17 protein-coding genes and 1 pseudogene are annotated in these 17,543 nt (G+C 56.1%); 5 read left to right on the top strand and 13 right to left on the bottom strand.

Annotation, left to right across the window (positions count from 1 at the left end):
• Window positions 1-11: 11 nt before the first annotated feature.
• The 7 genes from ABLU67_RS17490 to ABLU67_RS17520 form a co-directional block, all read right to left on the bottom strand.
• Window positions 12-2,312, bottom strand: coding sequence for an FdhF/YdeP family oxidoreductase (locus tag ABLU67_RS17490; RefSeq protein WP_109240337.1), 2,301 nt, complete (start codon window positions 2,310-2,312; stop codon window positions 12-14).
• A 192-nt stretch (window positions 2,313-2,504) separates the two neighbouring features.
• Window positions 2,505-3,422 (bottom strand): bestrophin family ion channel, encoded by a 918-nt coding sequence (locus ABLU67_RS17495; RefSeq protein WP_064374949.1) that lies wholly within the window; start codon window positions 3,420-3,422, stop codon window positions 2,505-2,507.
• A gap of 203 nt (window positions 3,423-3,625) precedes the next feature.
• The gene (locus tag ABLU67_RS17500; protein WP_348852418.1) at window positions 3,626-4,534 is read right to left on the bottom strand and encodes a cation diffusion facilitator family transporter; all 909 of its coding nucleotides are present in this window, start codon (window positions 4,532-4,534) and stop codon (window positions 3,626-3,628) included.
• A gap of 199 nt (window positions 4,535-4,733) precedes the next feature.
• Window positions 4,734-5,603: an oxygenase MpaB family protein gene (locus tag ABLU67_RS17505; protein ID WP_348852419.1), complete on the bottom strand. Its 870-nt coding sequence runs from the start codon at window positions 5,601-5,603 to the stop codon at window positions 4,734-4,736.
• A 114-nt stretch (window positions 5,604-5,717) separates the two neighbouring features.
• Window positions 5,718-6,149 (bottom strand): OsmC family protein, encoded by a 432-nt coding sequence (locus ABLU67_RS17510; RefSeq protein WP_004138064.1) that lies wholly within the window; start codon window positions 6,147-6,149, stop codon window positions 5,718-5,720.
• Between the two features lie 80 nt (window positions 6,150-6,229).
• Entirely contained in the window at window positions 6,230-6,709 is a 480-nt protein-coding gene (locus tag ABLU67_RS17515; RefSeq protein ID WP_032695032.1) for a GNAT family N-acetyltransferase, read from the bottom strand.
• Window positions 6,709-7,611: a LysR family transcriptional regulator gene (locus tag ABLU67_RS17520; protein ID WP_025108266.1), complete on the bottom strand. Its 903-nt coding sequence runs from the start codon at window positions 7,609-7,611 to the stop codon at window positions 6,709-6,711. Before ABLU67_RS17520 ends, ABLU67_RS17515 begins: the two co-directional genes overlap by 1 nt.
• A 114-nt stretch (window positions 7,612-7,725) precedes the next feature.
• Here ABLU67_RS17520 and ABLU67_RS17525 point away from each other — a divergent pair, with 114 nt between their 5' ends.
• The 4 genes from ABLU67_RS17525 (at window position 7,726) to ABLU67_RS17540 (ending at window position 12,870) form a co-directional block, all read left to right on the top strand.
• On the top strand, window positions 7,726-8,577 hold the full coding sequence (locus tag ABLU67_RS17525) for a Vmh family MBL fold metallo-hydrolase (protein WP_048263040.1): 852 nt from the start codon (window positions 7,726-7,728) through the stop codon (window positions 8,575-8,577).
• Window positions 8,578-8,813: 236 nt separating this feature from the next.
• Window positions 8,814-8,954 (top strand): stationary-phase-induced ribosome-associated protein, encoded by a 141-nt coding sequence (gene sra, locus ABLU67_RS17530; protein ID WP_004101955.1) that lies wholly within the window; start codon window positions 8,814-8,816, stop codon window positions 8,952-8,954.
• Window positions 8,955-9,138: 184 nt separating this feature from the next.
• Window positions 9,139-10,836 (top strand): NAD-dependent malic enzyme, encoded by a 1,698-nt coding sequence (locus ABLU67_RS17535; RefSeq protein ID WP_014229295.1) that lies wholly within the window; start codon window positions 9,139-9,141, stop codon window positions 10,834-10,836.
• 321 nt (window positions 10,837-11,157) lie between these two features.
• On the top strand, window positions 11,158-12,870 hold the full coding sequence (locus ABLU67_RS17540) for an ABC-F family ATP-binding cassette domain-containing protein (protein ID WP_047723867.1): 1,713 nt from the start codon (window positions 11,158-11,160) through the stop codon (window positions 12,868-12,870).
• Window positions 12,871-12,907: 37 nt separating this feature from the next.
• On the opposite strand, the pseudogene ABLU67_RS17545 reads toward ABLU67_RS17540, so the two are convergent.
• The 6 genes and pseudogenes from ABLU67_RS17545 to ABLU67_RS17570 form a co-directional block, all read right to left on the bottom strand.
• Window positions 12,908-13,414 (bottom strand): annotated as a pseudogene (locus tag ABLU67_RS17545) (GNAT family N-acetyltransferase); the annotation flags it as partial.
• Window positions 13,415-13,491: 77 nt separating this feature from the next.
• Window positions 13,492-13,971: a type VI secretion system tube protein TssD gene (tssD, locus tag ABLU67_RS17550; protein WP_348852420.1), complete on the bottom strand. Its 480-nt coding sequence runs from the start codon at window positions 13,969-13,971 to the stop codon at window positions 13,492-13,494.
• Between the two features lie 54 nt (window positions 13,972-14,025).
• Window positions 14,026-14,214 carry a hypothetical protein gene (locus ABLU67_RS17555; RefSeq protein ID WP_042927132.1) on the bottom strand — a complete coding sequence of 63 codons (189 nt, stop codon included), beginning with the start codon at window positions 14,212-14,214 and terminating at the stop codon, window positions 14,026-14,028.
• Window positions 14,215-14,216: 2 nt separating this feature from the next.
• Window positions 14,217-14,909 (bottom strand): hypothetical protein, encoded by a 693-nt coding sequence (locus ABLU67_RS17560; protein WP_048263036.1) that lies wholly within the window; start codon window positions 14,907-14,909, stop codon window positions 14,217-14,219.
• Window positions 14,910-14,947: 38 nt separating this feature from the next.
• The gene (locus ABLU67_RS17565) at window positions 14,948-15,403 is read right to left on the bottom strand and encodes a recombinase family protein (protein ID WP_048263035.1); all 456 of its coding nucleotides are present in this window, start codon (window positions 15,401-15,403) and stop codon (window positions 14,948-14,950) included.
• Between the two features lie 260 nt (window positions 15,404-15,663).
• Entirely contained in the window at window positions 15,664-16,263 is a 600-nt protein-coding gene (locus ABLU67_RS17570) for an inorganic diphosphatase (RefSeq protein WP_014229291.1), read from the bottom strand.
• A gap of 256 nt (window positions 16,264-16,519) precedes the next feature.
• Between ABLU67_RS17570 and adhP the strand changes: the two genes are divergently transcribed.
• Window positions 16,520-17,530, top strand: coding sequence for an alcohol dehydrogenase AdhP (gene adhP / locus ABLU67_RS17575; RefSeq protein WP_004120604.1), 1,011 nt, complete (start codon window positions 16,520-16,522; stop codon window positions 17,528-17,530).
• Window positions 17,531-17,543: the final 13 nt, after the last annotated feature.

Here is a 17,543-nt window from a genome sequence, read left to right on the forward strand (position 1 = left end):
CAAACGGCGCTTTAGCGAAGCCCCGCCAGCGCGCGGATCTCTTTCGAGCGCAGCGTTAAACGGACGGGCGCCGATTTATACGACGGCGTGCCGCTCTCTTTATCGAGATAATCCAGAGGGACCAGCACGTTGGCTTCGGGGTAATAAGCGGCAACGGTGCCCGGCGCGATGCTGTAGGCGACCAGCGTGATATCTTCCAACCGCTGATGGTGGCCCGGCAGCGCGGAGCTGATATCCACCCGATCGCCGTGTTCGAATCCCTGCTCAGCCATATCCTGCTCGTTCATAAACAACACGTCGCGACGGCCAAACACGCCGCGGTAGCGGTCGTCCATGGCGTAAATGGTGGTGTTGTACTGATCGTGGCTGCGCAGCGTCACCAGGCGCATCACGTCATGCCCTGCTACCTGCTGGTTTTCGTGCACCCCGTGAAAAACGGAAAACATCGCTTTGCCGGTCGGCGTCGGCCAGATACGCTCCGTCGGCGGCAGCGGCATGCGAAAACCGCCGGGATGGCGAATACGCTGGTTGTACTGGTCAAAGCCGGGAATGGTCTGCTCGATCAGATCGCGAATGCGATCGTAGTCGGCGACCAGCGACAGCCAGTCAACCTTGCTTTCCGGCAGCGTCGCCATGGCCATCGCCGCGACAATCGCCGGCTCCGATCGCAGCTCTGGCGAACCGGGTTTCAGCTTGCCCGACGACGCGTGCACCATCGACATCGAATCTTCCACGGTGATTGACTGGCGTCCCGTCTCCTGAATATCGAGTTCGGTTCGGCCAAGGCACGGCAGGATAAAGGTCTCATTGGCCACCAGAAGATGCGAGCGATTCAGCTTGGTGCCAATATGCACGCTCAGATCCAGCCCCCGCATCGCCGGAAAAGCCCGTTCGCTATCCGGCATAGCCACCGCGAAGTTCCCGCCAAGGCAGAGCAGCGCTTTCGATTCGCCGTCGATCATCGCCTGTAGCGCTTTTACCGCATCGTGACCATGCTCCTGCGGCGGCGTAAAACCAAACACCCGCTGCAGGTTGGCGAGAAACTGGGGGCTCGGCTTTTCCGTGATGCCGACGGTACGGTTGCCCTGTACGTTGGAGTGCCCGCGCAGCGGGCAGATCCCGGCTCCCGGCTTGCCGATATTCCCGCGCATCAGCAGCAGGTCGGCTATCAGGCGTACATTAGAGGTGCCCTTATTGTGCTGGGTGATGCCCATACCGTAGGTGATAATCGTGGCGTTAGATTTAGCGTAAGCCGCCGCTACCCGTTCAAGATCGCCGCGCGTCAGGCCGGACTCGCGTTCAATATCCGGCCACGGCGTCGCGTCCACATCCTGCGCAAATTTGGTAAAGCCCAGCGTATGCTCATCGATAAACGCCCGATCCAGCACCTCGCCCTGCTCTGCTTCCAGCCGGAGCAGCGCCTTCGCGATACCCTTAAGCGCCGCCGCGTCGCCGCCCGCTTTGACCTGGAAATAGGTCGACGCGATGTTGGTTGAGCCGTAGGTCGCCATCTCAATGACGTTCTGCGGATCGGCGAAACGCTCCAGCGCCCGCTCTTTTAGCGGGTTGAAGACGATAATCGGCACCCCCCGGCGCGCCAGTTCGTGCAGCGTGCCCATCATGCGCGGATGGTTGGTTCCGGGATTGTGGCCGATAGAGATAACCAGCTCGGTCTTATCAAAGTCATCGAGGGAGACCGTCCCTTTACCGATGCCGATGGACTGCGGCAGGCCGACGCTGGTCGACTCGTGGCACATATTGGAGCAGTCCGGAAAGTTGTTGGTGCCATATTCGCGGGCAAACAGCTGGAACAGGAAGGCCACTTCGTTAGAGGCGCGCCCGGAGGTATAAAACTCGACTTCATTGGGCTGCAGCGTACGAAGAATGGCGCCGATGCGGGTAAACGCCGCGTCCCATGAGACCGGACGCAGGGTATCGCTGGCCTTATCGTAGGCCAGGGGCTGGGTTAAGCGCCCGTAGCCTTCCAGCTCAAAATCGCTGCGCGCCAGCAGCGACGTCACGGTGTTAGCCGCGAGAAACTCAGCCGTGACCCGTTTACTGGTGGCTTCCCAGGTCACCGCTTTGGCGCCGTTTTCGCAGAACTGAAACGTCGATTTATGCTCTTTGTCGGGCCAGGCGCAGCCGGGACAATCAAAGCCATCCGGCTGATTGGTCCGCAGCAGCGTGGCGGGGGCATCGAGCGCATCCATTTGCGTACGAACGGCGATAGCGGTGGCTTTTAAGGCACCCCAGCCGCCCGCCGGACCATCATAGGGATGGACGCCGGGAACGACGCGTCTTCTGTTACTCATGTTCACTCCTGATGCGCTTTCGGCGGCGTATGGCAGGTGAAACGCCGCACGATCTCTTATCACCCGTTACCAGCCAGGATAACGGGCGTTTTTGTTAACGAAAGCATAACAATCAGGGCGGTGGCTGTATAATCAATGTTATCTATCACGCGTTAGATTTAACTTATTTAACGAATAATAAACATACAAAAATCAGGTCAGATTGTAGTGGCGGTCCGGTGCCAGTTTCTCCGGTAAGGGATGCTGGCCAGTCATATCCAGCAGGTTGCGCTCAATGGTGTTACACATCGCGTTCAGCGGCAAATCGTTGGCTGCGGTACCGAACGGGTCCTCCAGCTCTTCCGCCAGCGAATCCCACGACAGAAAGGTGTAGGAGATAAACACCGACACGAACGGCGTCATATAGTGAAGATCGCCGACCAGCGCAAACGGCAGCAGCGTACAGAACAGATACACGGTGCGCTGCAAAATGAGCGTGTAGGCAAAAGGCACCGGGGTGCTGGCGAGGCGCTCACAGCCGCCCAGCGCGTGCCCCAGCTCATCAAGCTTATTGTCCATCAGGCTGAAGGTGACATCGCCGATCTTCCCTTCTGCGCGCAGGCGCCCAAGCTCATCGCCTGCCAGCAGCAGAATGCGGTTGGTTGGCATCGAACTGGCGAGAATTTCCGCCACGCTCTGCGCCGGCAGCAGACGCGCTAAATCGGCGCTCGGATCCGTCTTGCGCAGCTGATGCTTCAGGCACCAGCTAAACGCCACCAGGTAGCTCACCAGGCGTTGATGGGCTGCGCTTTCGGCCGGCAGGATATTCTTCAGCTGGCGCACCAGCGTTCTCTGGGCAATCAGCACCGTTCCCCACAAATTGCGCGCTTCAACAAAGCGGTTGTATCCGGCGCTATTGCGAAAGCCAAGAAAAATGGCAATGGCGATCCCCAGCAGGCTAAACGGCGCGACGGTAAGATGGATACCCAGCTGCTCGTACCATTGATAGCTGACGATCGCGATAATCGACATCATCAGGTTAAGCAGCAGGCGAAAGACGATTTTTGACAGCACGGAGCCGTGCCAGTCAAACAAGCGAAGGAACCAGTGTTGTTCTGGCCGGATAATCATTGTTTTACTTCCTGAAGTTTCGAACGAATAATAGATACTTTCTATTATGCGATTGCCTTTTTATATTGTTTAAAAACACGACACGGCGTCAGCCGGCTATTTATCAGCGATGAAAGAATAGCCGCTGGATTATGGTCCTTTTTTATTTCACAGGCAATATTATCCGCAGGCTGACAAAGCCCTCAAGCGTTCAGGGGAATAACCTAAGCGATAATCGCGTCGCTATCCGCGCGGCAAGGGTCAATATGAATCATCATATGCAGCACGTTTTGGCTGTTTAGCACCCGCGCGCGGGCCAACAGCGCAATATCGTGCCCTTCCGCCACCGATAAATCTCCCGGCACCTCGATATGTACATCGATCAGGATCCCATCGCCGGCGCGTCGGGTTTTCAGGTCATGCAGCGCCACGACGCCGGGCGTTGCCAGAATAGTGGTGATTATCTGCTGCTCGCTGTCGCTATCCACTGACCGATCCATCAAGTCATGGAGGGCGTCATACGAAAAGGTATAGCCCATGCGGGTGACCAGCGCGCCGACGGCCAGCGCGGCCACCGGATCGAACCAGGCGAAGCCGGCCAGGTTACCGATGATGCCGACCGCGACCACCACCGACGACGCGGCATCCGAGCGGGCGTGCCAGGCGTTGGCAATCAGCATGGACGACTGAATTTGTTTAGCCGCCCTGAGCATATAGCGGAATAACATCTCTTTGGCGGTCAGCGCGACGAGCGCCACCCACAGAGCGGTAATATGCACGCTCGGGATAGATGCCGGATGCAGCAGTTTGCCGCAGGCGGACCACAGCATACCCGCGCCAACCAGTAACAGCAGCGCGCCAATCAACAGTGAAGCGCCGTTTTCATAGCGCCGGTGTCCGTAGTGATGATCGCTATCCGAGGGTTTGCCGCTTTTTTTATTGGCCAACAGCACGACGAAATCAGCGACTAAATCGGAAAGAGAATGAATACCATCGGCAATTAATCCCTGCGAACCGGAAAAAACGCCCGCCAGAACCTGGGCGCTGGATAAAAAAAGATTGACCACCACGCTGACCAGCGTCGTTTTACGCGCAACCTGGGCGCGCTGACCATCGTCAGTCATTTTCGCCATGATGACTCCCCCGTAAAAAAAGAAATAACGTACGCGATTTGGCTTAATTTTTCCTGAATAATCCGCCACCGTTAAGAGAATATTTACTTATTTTTATTGCCGTCAAATATATAAATGAGAGTAGTTTGTTTTTAAAAAATATAGCCATGACAATAATAGCCATGGCTATATTTTTGGCGTAAAAACGCAGCCTGAATAATTAAAACTGATTCATCCGGCGCATTGCGCAATGATACGCGCCGTTACGCACCGACGCGCGCAGTACGCGGGCGACGCCGTGTACCGCAATTCGTGCGCTGTGCCGCTGCAGCGCGCTCATCGGCAAATTGAGCATCGCCTGCGCCCACGGCGGCAGAAGGTCAATCCCGGCGCGCATCATCATTCGCCCGACGGGCTGACTCAGGCGCCCCGGCAGGCGGGTCGATAGCAGGACGTCGGCAACTTCCTGCGTTCGCTCATCGCAGCGCAGCGTTGGGCGCATATCCTGCAGGTAGTCGGCAACCTGTCGCGGCGTTACCGGGATATCCCGGGCGCCAAGGCGGCGGGCAATTTCGGCGGCCTCCTGATAATACTGCTCCTGGCGGGCGGCGCTGACCACGGTCCGCTTGTAGCGCAGGTGCGAGGCCATAAAGCTGCTGCATTCGGCGACATGAACCCAGGTGAGCAGCGCCGGGTCGCTGGACTGATAGGGCGTGCCGTCTTTATCCTTGCCGCTCACCCGCAGGTGGATCCCCTGCACTTTTGCGATCAGCCGTTCGGCGTCGGCGGTGGTACCAAAGGTGGTGGCGGAAATAAACTGGCTGGTACGGCGCAGGCGGCCAAAGATATCTTCGCGGAAGTTTGAGTGATCCCAGACGCCCGCCAGCGCCAGAGGATGCAGCATCTGTAACAGCAGCGCGCTGACGCCGCCGCAGAGCATGGAGGTAAAATCGCCATGAACCTGCCAGATGGCCGACTGCGGACCAAATAGCCCCGGTTCGCCTTTGGGGTGTTCAAAATCGATCTCTTTTAGCGCCATGCCGGTTAAGCCCAGAACCTGAGCTTCAATCATTCCGCGTATGCTGGTCATTACCCACCTGCTCTGATCCGTGAGCGAGAAAGATAGCATTTATTAACGCCGGGGGCATTTACCAACGATGGCTTTTAGGGCAGGAGCGCCCGCCGATAGCGGGCGCCAGTGAGCTTATGGATTGAGCTGGTAGTCGAGGCTTATCTCCGCGTTCAGCACCTGCGACACCGGGCAACCGGCTTTGGCTTTTTGAATGATGCCGTCAAACGCATCGGCCTCGATGCCTGGCAGCACAATTTTACTCTGCAGCGCGATTTGGGTGATGGCGAAGCCGCCGCCGGACTTATCCAGCGTCACCACCGCCACGGTATCAATGGAGGTGGCGGTGTAGCCCTCTTCGCTCAGCATCAGCGAGAGCGCCATGGAGAAACAGGCGGCATGGGCGGCCCCGATAAGCTCTTCCGGGTTGGTGCCCTTGACGCCTTCGAAACGGGTGTTAAAACCATAAGGCTGCTGGTTCAGCGCGCCGCTCTCGGTCGAGACGGTTCCTTTTCCGCTTTTCAGATCCCCTTCCCAATGCGCCTGACCTTTCTTATGGATTGCCATAATATCGCTCCTTTTTTGATATGAAAGGGTTAAGTATAGAACCCCCTAAGGCATTTGGGCGGCGCGCGGCGTTTTTCAGATCAATCCGTCGGGATATTTTTACTCATATTAACGCCGGTAACGCGGAAACCCGCGGCGTCGTAGAGATGGCGCGCGCGCTGATTATCCCCGGCGACGCGCAGTTTAATTTGGCCGATCCCCTGGCTTTTCAGCGCATGCTCAAAAGCCGCCATCGCTTGTTTACCCAGGCCCTGTCCCTGAAACGCCGGATAAATATAAAAATCGCAGATAAAGGCGGAGCGCATTTCTTCGTCAGGCTTGTACCAGAGATAGCCGACCCGCTTTTCCGCGCCGTCACTGTCATCGAATAAGCAGCATAAAACCTGGCCGCGAGTATTGACGCCGTCGGGCAGATCCGCGGCGATTTCGCGCTGTGCCTGGGCTAACGCGGCCGCCGGCGAGAGCGCGTAATTGGCGGAGATTTCCGCCGCGTAGTCGGGGATAAAGTAGTCGAGATACGCCGGGTACTCCGTAGCGCGCATTGGGCGAAGCACTATCATTAAAGGGTTCCTTTTATATCGTGAGTTTGCGCCAGTTTCTGCTGAATCTCACCGAGAAACAGCGGCAGCGCGCTTGGCTGATAGTCCCGTGAAAGGTAAATACCATATACGCTTAGCGCTTTTGGCCGCCAGGCCGGTAAAACCTGTTTCAGCGCCCCGCTGTTGAGCGCCCGCTGCGCCTCCAGCTCCGGCAGCATCGCGATGCCGCAGCCGGCGACCGCCGCCTCCATCAGCAGCGAGGAGATCCCGGCGCTAAGGTTGCCGGAAACCGCCACCGCCACGTTTTCGCCGCTGGCGTCGCTAAACTGCCAGGTCTGGCTGGCAAAATGGCTGTAATGCAGGCAGTTGTGACGAGTGAGATCTTCCGGCGTTTGCAGCGGACCGTTCTGCTGAAGCCAGCGCGGCGACGCGCACAGCACCGAACGACACACGCCAAGGCGGCGGGCGATAGCCCCGGGCTCCGGATTGTCGGTGATCCGAATCGCCACGTCGATCCGTTCGCCGATCAGGCTGACCGGGTGATTATTGATATCCAGCTCAAGGCGCAGCTGCGGATAACGGGCGAGAAAATCGGGTAGCAGCGGCGAAATCAGCTGCATCGCCGTAAAGTGAGCGCAGGCGACGCGCAGCGTCCCGCTGGGGATCGCACGCTCGCTTTGCCCGGCGATCTCATCCGACAGCTGCGTCAGGGTGCGCGTTTTTTGCAGCACCTTTTCCCCCGCAGCCGTGAGCGTCAGTTTGCGGGTTGAGCGATGGACCAGCCGGGTTCCCGCCCACTGCTCCATCTGTTCCAGATAGCGGCTGACCATCGGACGCGACATCCCCAGCGCGCGGGCGGCGGCGCTTAAGCTCCCCAGTTCACAAATGCGCATATACACCTGCGCGGCAATAACCCGATCCATAACTGATTTCCATCTGCACGTTTTATGAAACTCAGCATCTCTTTTTTCAGGAATTTTCGCAAATCATGAAATCCGTACAATAGCGCCTATTCACCTGACCAAGAGAAAACGAATATGAAATTATCTGCCCTTGCTATCGCGACCACGCTGTTCAGCACGTCAGTTCTGGCCGCGCCCCTAACGCTGCAAACCTACAACCCGCAGGAGAACGGCATCTTCGCGGTTAACTCCACCCTCGCCTCCGGCCCGCATGAAGCGGTGCTGTTTGACGCTCAATTCAGCGTCAAAGATGGCGAGAAGCTGGTTGAAATGATTAAGAAAAGCGGTAAAAAACTGACCCGCATCGTGATTACCTCCGGCGATCCGGACTTCTATTTCGGCCTCGAGCCGCTGGTAAAGGCTTTCCCGGATGTCAACGTGGTGGCGACCGCGGAAGTGGTTAAACACATTAACGCAACCAAAGCGGCCAAACTGGCCTACTGGGGCCCGCAGATGAAGGACGGCGCGCCGAAGCAGGTTTACGTCCCGCAAGCGCTGACGGCAAACACCTTCACCATCGACGGCGAAAAGGTTGAGATCCGCCAGCCGCAAAATTATGCCGCCTATGTCTGGATCCCGGCGAATAAAACCATTCTTGGCGGGACCGGCGTGGCGTGGGGCATGCACGTCTGGACGGCGGATACCCAGAGCGTCGAAAGCCGCCAGCAGTGGATAAGTACGCTCGACGAGATGGCCGCGTTGCATCCGCAGCAGGTGATCCCCGGCCATTACCTGGGGACTCCGCCCGCAGGCGACCGCGCGATTACCTTTACCCGCGATTATCTAACCCAGTTCGAGCAGGCGCTCAACGCGCACAAAGACTCCGCCGGCGTTATCAAGGCGATGAAACAGCGCTGGCCGGGACTCGCGGAAGAGAGTTCGCTGGAACTGAGCGCCAAAGTGAATACCGGCGAAATGAAGTGGTAAGACTGGCTAACGTGCGGGCCTTTCTGCCGGATGGCGGGTGACCTCCTGCCCGGCCGACGAACCGGGGTCCGCTAAAAAGACTGTTCTTAATCTGCCGACTCAACGTTGCTAAACCCGGCAAAATGGGCCACGATGATTATCGCCGCGCTAAAAATGCGCGGCGTACTTAAGGGTTAAATTTCGTCCGACACCCGTCGGGCTTGTCCTTGAAACCGACACAGGATAAAGGAGTAAGAATGAAATCGAACCAACAGGCACGTCATCTTCTTGGTCTGAACTACAAGCTTTCTCAGCAGAAAAAAGTGCTGCTGGAAGGCGATGCGGAAACCACGGTTAACCATGTTCGCGCCACCGGCCGCAAGCGCCGCGGTGGCTAACTTTTCAGCTGAATGATGATAAAAACACCGTCCTCTCCCCGGGATGGTGTTTTTTTAAGACTATCGGCCTCATGTTTACCCTCCTTTGATGTCTTCTGCTTTATACTCTGCCCGCTGCCATTCCCTGCCAGCCCCCCGCCTGTCGCCGCGCCCGGGCTGAAGCGATTATCAAGGAGTTAGTGCGATGCAATTCACTCATAAGAAAAACCGCTCTCTATACATCCCTTACGCCGGCCCCGTGCTGCTTGAATTTCCGCTGCTCAACAAAGGCAGCGCCTTCAGCATGGAAGAGCGCAGCAGCTTCAACCTGCTGGGCCTGCTGCCGGAAGTGGTCGAAACCATCGAAGAACAGGCCGAACGCGCGTGGATCCAGTACCAGGGATTTAAAACCGAGATCGACAAGCACATCTACCTGCGCAATATCCAGGATACCAACGAAACGCTGTTCTACCGCCTGGTCGGCAACCACCTCGACGAAATGATGCCGGTTATCTACACCCCGACCGTCGGCGCCGCCTGTGAACGCTTCTCTGAGATCTATCGTCGCGCCCGCGGCGTGTTTATCTCTTATCAGAACCGCAATAACCTCGACGATATTCTGCAAAACGTACCGAACCACAACGTTAAGGTTATCGTGATGACCGACGGCGAACGTATTCTCGGCCTCGGTGACCAGGGTATCGGCGGGATGGGCATTCCTATCGGCAAACTGTCGCTGTATACCACCTGCGGCGGCATCAGCCCGGCCTACACGCTGCCGGTGGTGCTGGACGTCGGTACTAACAACCAGCAGTTGCTGGACGATCCGCTGTATATGGGCTGGCGCCACCCACGCATCACCGACGACGAGTACTATCAGTTTGTCGACGACGTTATCCAGGCGATTAAAGCCCGCTGGCCGGACGTACTGCTGCAGTTCGAAGACTTCGCGCAGAAAAACGCCATGCCCCTGCTCAACCGTTATCGCCACGAAGTGTGCTCCTTTAACGATGATATCCAGGGCACCGCTTCGGTCACCGTCGGTACGCTGATCGCCGCCAGCCGCGGCGCGGGCAGCCAGCTGAGCGAGCAGAAAATTGTCTTCCTCGGCGCCGGCTCCGCGGGCTGCGGTATCGCAGAGCAGATCGTCGCGCAAATCCAGCGCGAAGGGTTAAGCGAAGAGGAAGCCCGTAAACGCGTCTTTATGGTTGACCGTTTCGGTCTGCTGACCGACGCCATGCCGAACCTGCTGCCGTTCCAGAGCAAACTGGTGCAAAAGCGTGAGCATCTGCAAGCGTGGGACACCACGAATGATGTGCTGTCGCTGCTCGACGTGGTGCGCAACGTCAAACCGGATATCCTGATCGGCGTTTCCGGGCAGCCGGGGCTGTTCACCGAAGAGATTATCCGCGAGATGCACAAGCACTGCCCGCGGCCAATCGTGATGCCGCTGTCCAACCCGACCTCCCGGGTGGAAGCCACGCCGCAGAATATCCTCAGCTGGACCGACGGCGCGGCACTGGTCGCTACCGGCAGTCCGTTTGCCCCGGTCACCCTCAAAGGCAAACAGTACGTTATCGCCCAGTGCAATAACTCCTATATCTTCCCGGGAATTGGCCTCGGCGTTATCGCTTCGGGCGCATCGCGCGTGACCGATGAGATGCTGATGGCCGCCAGCGAAACCCTGGCGAAACATTCGCCGCTGGTGAATAACGGTGAAGGCCCGGTTCTGCCGGAGCTGAAGGATATTCAGAGCGTTTCGCGCGCTATCGCGTTTGCGGTGGGTAAAATCGCCCAGGAACAGGGCGTGGCGGTGAAAACCTCCGCCGAAGCGTTGCTGCAGGCGATCGCCGATAACTTCTGGCAGCCGGAGTACCGGAACTACCGGCGCACGTCGATTTAACCGGTAGATGAGTCATACAGGGGGCCTGCTTTGCAGGCCTTTTTTTATTCTCATCTGGTCAAAACCGCTTTCTCCCTCTACACTGCCAGCACCCATCAACTCACTGAATAAAAAAGGAGGATCCCATGTCGTACTGTGAAATGTTTTTTTCACGTGCATTTGGCGATCGCACCTGCTCAAGCGTTATCGGTATCGTGCTGCGATAACTTCAGCTTGAGCGAAGAAACCATAGACTAACTCCCTTCCCTCGGGCTTACCGGGTTATCGTCAGCGATGTTTGACGAGGCATTCACATGCCTGTAACTCTTGAGTAAGTTCACAATGAGCACATTACTAACTGCACAATCTCTTCATGTTGATACGGCGTTTGGCCCGCTGTTCACAAACCTCTCCTTTACCCTGAAAAAAGGCGACCGTATTGGCCTGATTGGCTATAACGGCTGCGGAAAAAGTACCCTGCTACAGGTGCTGGACGGCACGATCGTGCCCAGTTCGGGCAGCGTGGCGCTGGCCAGTCACTGTCTGATGGCGCGTGTGGAACAGCATCTACCCGATGCGCTGTTAGCGCAGCCCCTGCTGCAGGTAGTACTTGCGAAACTTCCCGCCCCTGAGCGTGAGAGTCAGCGCTGGCAAGCGGAGAGGCTATTGGCAGAGATGGGCTTTACGCCAGATGAGGCCGCGCAGCGGGCGTCAACCCTGAGCGGCGGTCAGCATACCCGGCTGCTGCTTGCCAGGGCGCTGATTCAGCAGCCGGATCTCCTGCTGCTGGATGAGCCGGGAAACCATCTCGACCTGCCGACCCTCCTGTGGCTGGAAAGCTTCCTGCAAACCTGGCAGGGGAGCTTCGTTCTGGTGTCGCATGATAATATCTTATTGGATGCTGTAACTAATGCCAGTTGGATCCTGCGCGACAGAACGCTGCACGCCTTCTCCCTGCCCTGCAGCGCCGCCCGCCGGGCGCTGGAAGAGCAGGACGCCAGCGATGCGCAGCGCCATAAAGCCGAGCAAAAAGAGATCGACCGGGTCGCCGCCAGCGCCAAACGGCTGGCTATCTGGGGTCGGACCTATGACAACGAAGATCTCTCCCGCAAAGCCAAGCAGATGGAGAAGCAGGTTCAACGCCTGAAGGAGAGCCAAACCGAGCTGACCATGGGCACCCCCTGGCGGCTGGCGCTCCACGGCGACATGCTGCGGGCTGACCGACTGCTGGAGATGGAACAGCTCCCGGTTCCCCCCGCGCCCGGTCTGCCGGCCCTGTTTACCGCGGGCCTGGCTCGCCTGAAAAGCGGCGATCGGGTGGCGGTGATGGGCCGTAACGGCGGCGGCAAGTCTTCGCTGCTGCGTCTGCTGTGGCGGCAAATGCAGCAGGAAACGGCGGAGAGCGGTTTGCGCCTGCATCCGCGGCTGAAGCCGGGTTATTACGACCAGACCCTGCATCAGCTGGCGGATGACGATACCCTTCTCGACGCGCTGGAGCCCTTTGAACCAGGCCCGGATGCGCGCAGGCGGGCGCTGATTTCCGCCGGATTCAGCTGGCCGCGTCACGGGCAAAAGGTCGCCACCTTAAGCGGCGGCGAGCGTTCGCGCCTGCTGTTCGTCGGCCTCTCTCTGGCGCGCTATAGCCTGCTGCTGCTGGATGAGCCTACCAACCATTTAGATATAGATGGCAAAACGGCGCTGGCGGCTACGCTGAGCGACTATCCCGGCGGCCTGCTGCTGGTGAGCCACGATCGCGAGCTCATTAACCGCAGCTGCAATCGCTTCTGGCTTATCGACGAGCGCGGGCTGAGCGAATGGCACAGCAGCGAAGAGGTGTATGAGATTTTGCGCACCGCCGTTCGTCGTCCGGCGACGCAGGCCGTGACGGTGAACAGTAGCGAACCGGAGGAGGACCAGGATGCGCTGCTGGAGCGGTTAGTCACGCTTGAGCAGCTGCTGGCCGACGATCTGGCGCGCAAACCAAAACATCAAAAACCGCAGCTGCAGGCGCAGTGGCGCAAGGAGATAACAACGATTGCGACGTTATTAGGCTAACAGGCGCTCTCCCGGCGCGGCGATCCGCGCCGGGAGATTATTCCGCGCCGGCAGGCGAAGCCGGTTTAACCCGACTAAACTGCTGCTCGGTCATCATCCGCCCCCACTGATCCCCCTGCCACGCTTTATCCAGCGTAAAGCCTAAGGATTCATACAGCCTGCGGGCGGCGTTCAGCCCGCTGAAGGTCCACAGCCGCACCGCGGCGAAGTTCTGGCTATCGCAAAAGGCCATCGCTTCATTCAGCAGACGTCGGCCAACACCGCTTCCCCGGCAGCTATCGTCGAGGATAAACCAGCGCAGATGCGCTTCATTATTACCAAGATCCTCGCCGTCAATCGCCACCGATCCGACAATCTGCTCACCCTGAACGGCAAGCCAAACCCGGTTGCACGGTTTCTCAAGACGACCGGAAAACTCCGCCAGCCCGCTGGCCACTTTGCTCTCGAAAAAGTGACCAAATTCATAATGCTTCGCATAGTACTCGCCGTGCATCTGCGTAATGCGGCCAATCATTCCCGGACGATAGCCGGTAACGATATCAATCCTGGCGGTTAAGTCGATCATTTTATCTCCTCGTCAGAGCCAAGGGAGGCAATGGCCTCCCTTGGTACCCCTTGTCATCAGGCACAACAACGATCGTTCCATGAATCACGATAGACAATATTACCCTCCGTATACTTCCATGTAATTGCTTCATAACGCAATTCAAGCGTTTCAAGGTGAGTACTACTCATACCGTTAGGAGACAGGAATGGTGCGACCGTTATGAATTTGACGTTTTCAAGAATGATATTGAAATACTCGGCCTCGATGCCCGATTCCAGAATGCGGTACATCTTAATTGTAGCCTTTTTCATGGTCCGGCCTTCACAGACCGCGCGGTACAGAAGTGGTGTTGTCTGATCAAATTCTTTCACTATCGTTATAGGGCGGTGAACGCGTGTACCTGTAAGTTTTCCCCAGCTCGGGTCAACCGGAATAGTGACACCGTGAGAGAATGATTTTAATTCGATTGAACCCAGGCGAAGTGGCATTAGGCAACTGCCAACAATCGGCGAACCATTTTCATCTTCGAGCCATAAATGTGCGGGTGTAGACATAGCATTTCCTTATAAATAAATTTCAAACAATGCTAAATTTTGATGTTTTGATGATTACCATTTCACGTATCGATAAAAAACAACGATCACAAAAATGCAGAATATGGGGACAGGCCATATTGGTCCATCAGGGAAAATTTGAAAAAGGACAATTGCAAATAAAAGTGTCAATAAGGCAGGACCGTACATCGATATCAATGACCTGAATATCCGTCTGAAAAACCTTTTAATAAGACTCATCATGATTATCGAATCATCCTGGTGATGATGTCTGCAATCTCACCATCCGATACCCATTGTGCATTAAACGCCTCAGCTCGTTCAAACAATGGCTCTATCAGGAAGTACATCATTTCCAGCTCTTGTGCATATAGCGCCGAGTAGTACGCTGGACAAGTAATATGAAGACGACGCGCACTATCTGCCGCTTTCTGCACAACGCCATATAAACCAATAACCCCAACAACACCTCCCGCTCTTCTCCCTGCCAGTGCACTGAGTTCAAGGCTTAAATTCATGCCTGCAGCGACAAATGATGCTGTTGCTAAAGCAAATCCTGTATTTGTGAGTGAACTTGCGGCAATATGAATATTTACTGCCATTAACAGTTGTTTGATGTGCTCTAGTTGATCGGACGTTTTGTATCGGAATACTTCTTCAAAGTAAATCCTAAGCATTTCATACACAACATCTCCATGTCTTATAATATGATAAACGCCTTTAGTAAATCGGATATCTTCGGACTTTTGTTTCTGGCATACGTCCTGATATTCATCAGTAAAGCAGGATGTATAATACAGCACACGCGTTGCGCCTGCACCGATCCTTTCAATCTGATTTGATACGTCTTTTCCTACATCCTTTAATGCGTGGTCGAGTTTTAACGCAAGAATTTTATTAGCCTGCAAATAACTTATAACTTCATTTCTGTAGTACATAGCCGCTCCTTGCTTATTTCATTAAATCCGGTTAACCATTATTTCCCACGAGAAAGCGTCCGATAGACCGTGGGGCGGGAGACGGAGAATAATTCAGCCAAGTACTCGCCGCTTCCGCGCATCATGCAAAGCTCTTTCTGCTGTTTATCTGACAGCTTCGGCTGCTTCCCCCGCAGTTTTCCTTTAGCCCGGGCGATGGCCATCTCTTCGCGCGTGCGAAGACGTATCAGGTCGCCTTCAAACTCGGCAAACGTCGCCAGCACATTAAAGAACATCTTACCCATCGGATCTGCAGGGTCGTAGAGGCTGTTGCCCAGCGCCAGCTTCACGCCACGGGCCTGAAGGGCATCAGCAATATCTCTTGCATCCGGAACTGAACGGGCCAGCCTGTCCAGTTTCGGTACGACCAGCGTGTCTCCCTGGCGAACTGCCGCCTGAGCCAGATCCTGGCGGTCAGTTGAACATCGGGCATAGCCAATGCGTATTTCTGTCATAAATATGTACGTATAAGGGCCGTGAAAGAGATTTATATCGTACCAGTGATATGAGACAACGTCAGCAGTGAGATTGACCTGGACTTATTACCCGTGAAAAAAGCAATTTCGAGCGCATCGTCGCCACGCTGGGGCTGAAGAAAAGGACGCAGGGTAACGGAAATTTCGGCGGTTCCGGCGTAGTCCCCCGTATTACCTCACTCTGCGGATAATAGGGCGAAGAAAAAGCGACAGGCACCGGGCGATGCCTGTTTTTCCGCTTATTGCGGATTTTTCTCTTTCCAGGCATCCCATGCCGCTTTAATTTCCTGCTTCGCGGCGGCGGCATCGTTAAAGCCGTTCAGCTCCACTTTTTTACGCCCTTCCGGCAGCTGTTTGTAAACGCGGAAGAAAGCCTGCAAACGCTCCTGCTCGATTTTCGGCAGATCGCCGATGGTGTTGATGTCATCGTAGGTTGGGTCGATTTTGCTTGCCGGAACGGCAATGATTTTGTCGTCCTTCTCGCCGCCATCAATCATCTTGAGCACGCCAATCGCGCGCAGCTTAATCAGCGTTCCCGGCGCCATCGGCGCGCGGGTATAAAACACCACGTCCAGCGGATCGCCATCCCCTGCCAGGGATTGCGTCAGCGAACCGTAGTTAGCCGGATAGGCCACCGGCATCGACTGAAAACGATCGGCGATCAGAAAGCCGGTTTTGGCGTCGGTTTCATATTTGATAATGCCGCCCGCGGGAATTTCGGTCACGGCATAAAACTCTTCAGGATTGTTTTTCGGCTGCGGGAAATCCAGTACGTTCTGCGCCTGAACGGTAGCGGAAAGCAGCAGGCCTGAGGCAAGGAGTGTTTTTACCAGATGCATTGTCGTGTCGCTCTATCGTTATAAGAAATTGAAAAACAGAACGATAGAGGCCGCAAATGAAGCGTGTATGACGTAACGATGACAGTAATGTGACGTGAATTTCATTAATAAATCTGATTAAAAAATCGGCGCGCCAAGCTCACCCCGGCAAGGAATATCCATTATTTCCTTGATTTAATGAAGATTTAAGCTAAACCTTAGCATGCGTAAAAAACAAAATTGTGTTAATACGCTTATGTTCAATAAGGAGAACAGAATGAAAGCTGCTGTCGTCACGCAAGATCATCAGGTCAATGTTACGGAAAAAACGCTTCGTCCCCTGCAACATGGCGAAGCCCTTTTAAAAATGGATTGCTGCGGCGTATGTCACACCGACCTGCACGTTAAGAACGGCGACTTTGGCGATAAAACCGGGGTCATTCTGGGCCATGAAGGCGTGGGCGTTGTGCAGCAGGTCGGCCCCGGCGTTCATTCTCTGAAGCCGGGCGATCGCGCCAGCGTGGCGTGGTTCTTCGAAGGCTGCGGGCATTGTGAATATTGTAACAGCGGCAACGAAACGCTGTGTCGCTCGGTGAAAAATGCCGGCTACACCGTGGATGGCGGTATGGCGGAAGAGTGTATCGTCATGGCCGATTATGCGGTCAAAGTGCCGGACGGGCTCGATTCTGCGGCGGCCAGCAGCATCACCTGCGCGGGCGTCACCACCTATAAAGCGGTCAAAGTCTCACATATCAAACCCGGCCAGTGGATTGCCATTTATGGCCTCGGCGGCCTCGGCAATCTGGCGCTGCAGTATGCCAAAAACGTGTTTAACGCCAAAGTCATCGCCCTTGACGTTAATGATGAACAGCTGAAGCTGGCCGCTGAAATGGGCGCGGACCTGACCATCAACTCCCGCAGCGAAGACGCAGCCAAAATTATTCATGAGAAAACCGGCGGCGCGCATGCCGCGGTGGTAACCGCCGTCGCCAAAGCGGCGTTTAACTCAGCGGTGGATGCGGTTCGCGCGGGTGGACGCGTGGTGGCGGTAGGCCTGCCTCCGGAAGCGATGAGCCTGGACATTCCGCGTCTGGTCCTCGACGGTATCGAAGTGGTGGGTTCGCTGGTCGGTACCCGTCAGGACCTGACCGAAGCCTTCCAGTTTGCCGCGGAAGGGAAAGTCGTACCGAAAGTGACCCTGCGTCCGCTGGGCGATATCAACGCCATCTTCAAAGAGATGGAACAGGGACAGATTCGCGGCCGTATGGTCATTGATTTCCGCCGCTAATCTTCGGACCTCT

Origin of the sequence: Klebsiella sp. GN_Kp190, assembly GCF_040061795.1 — a bacterium.
GTDB lineage: Bacteria > Pseudomonadota > Gammaproteobacteria > Enterobacterales > Enterobacteriaceae > Klebsiella > Klebsiella michiganensis.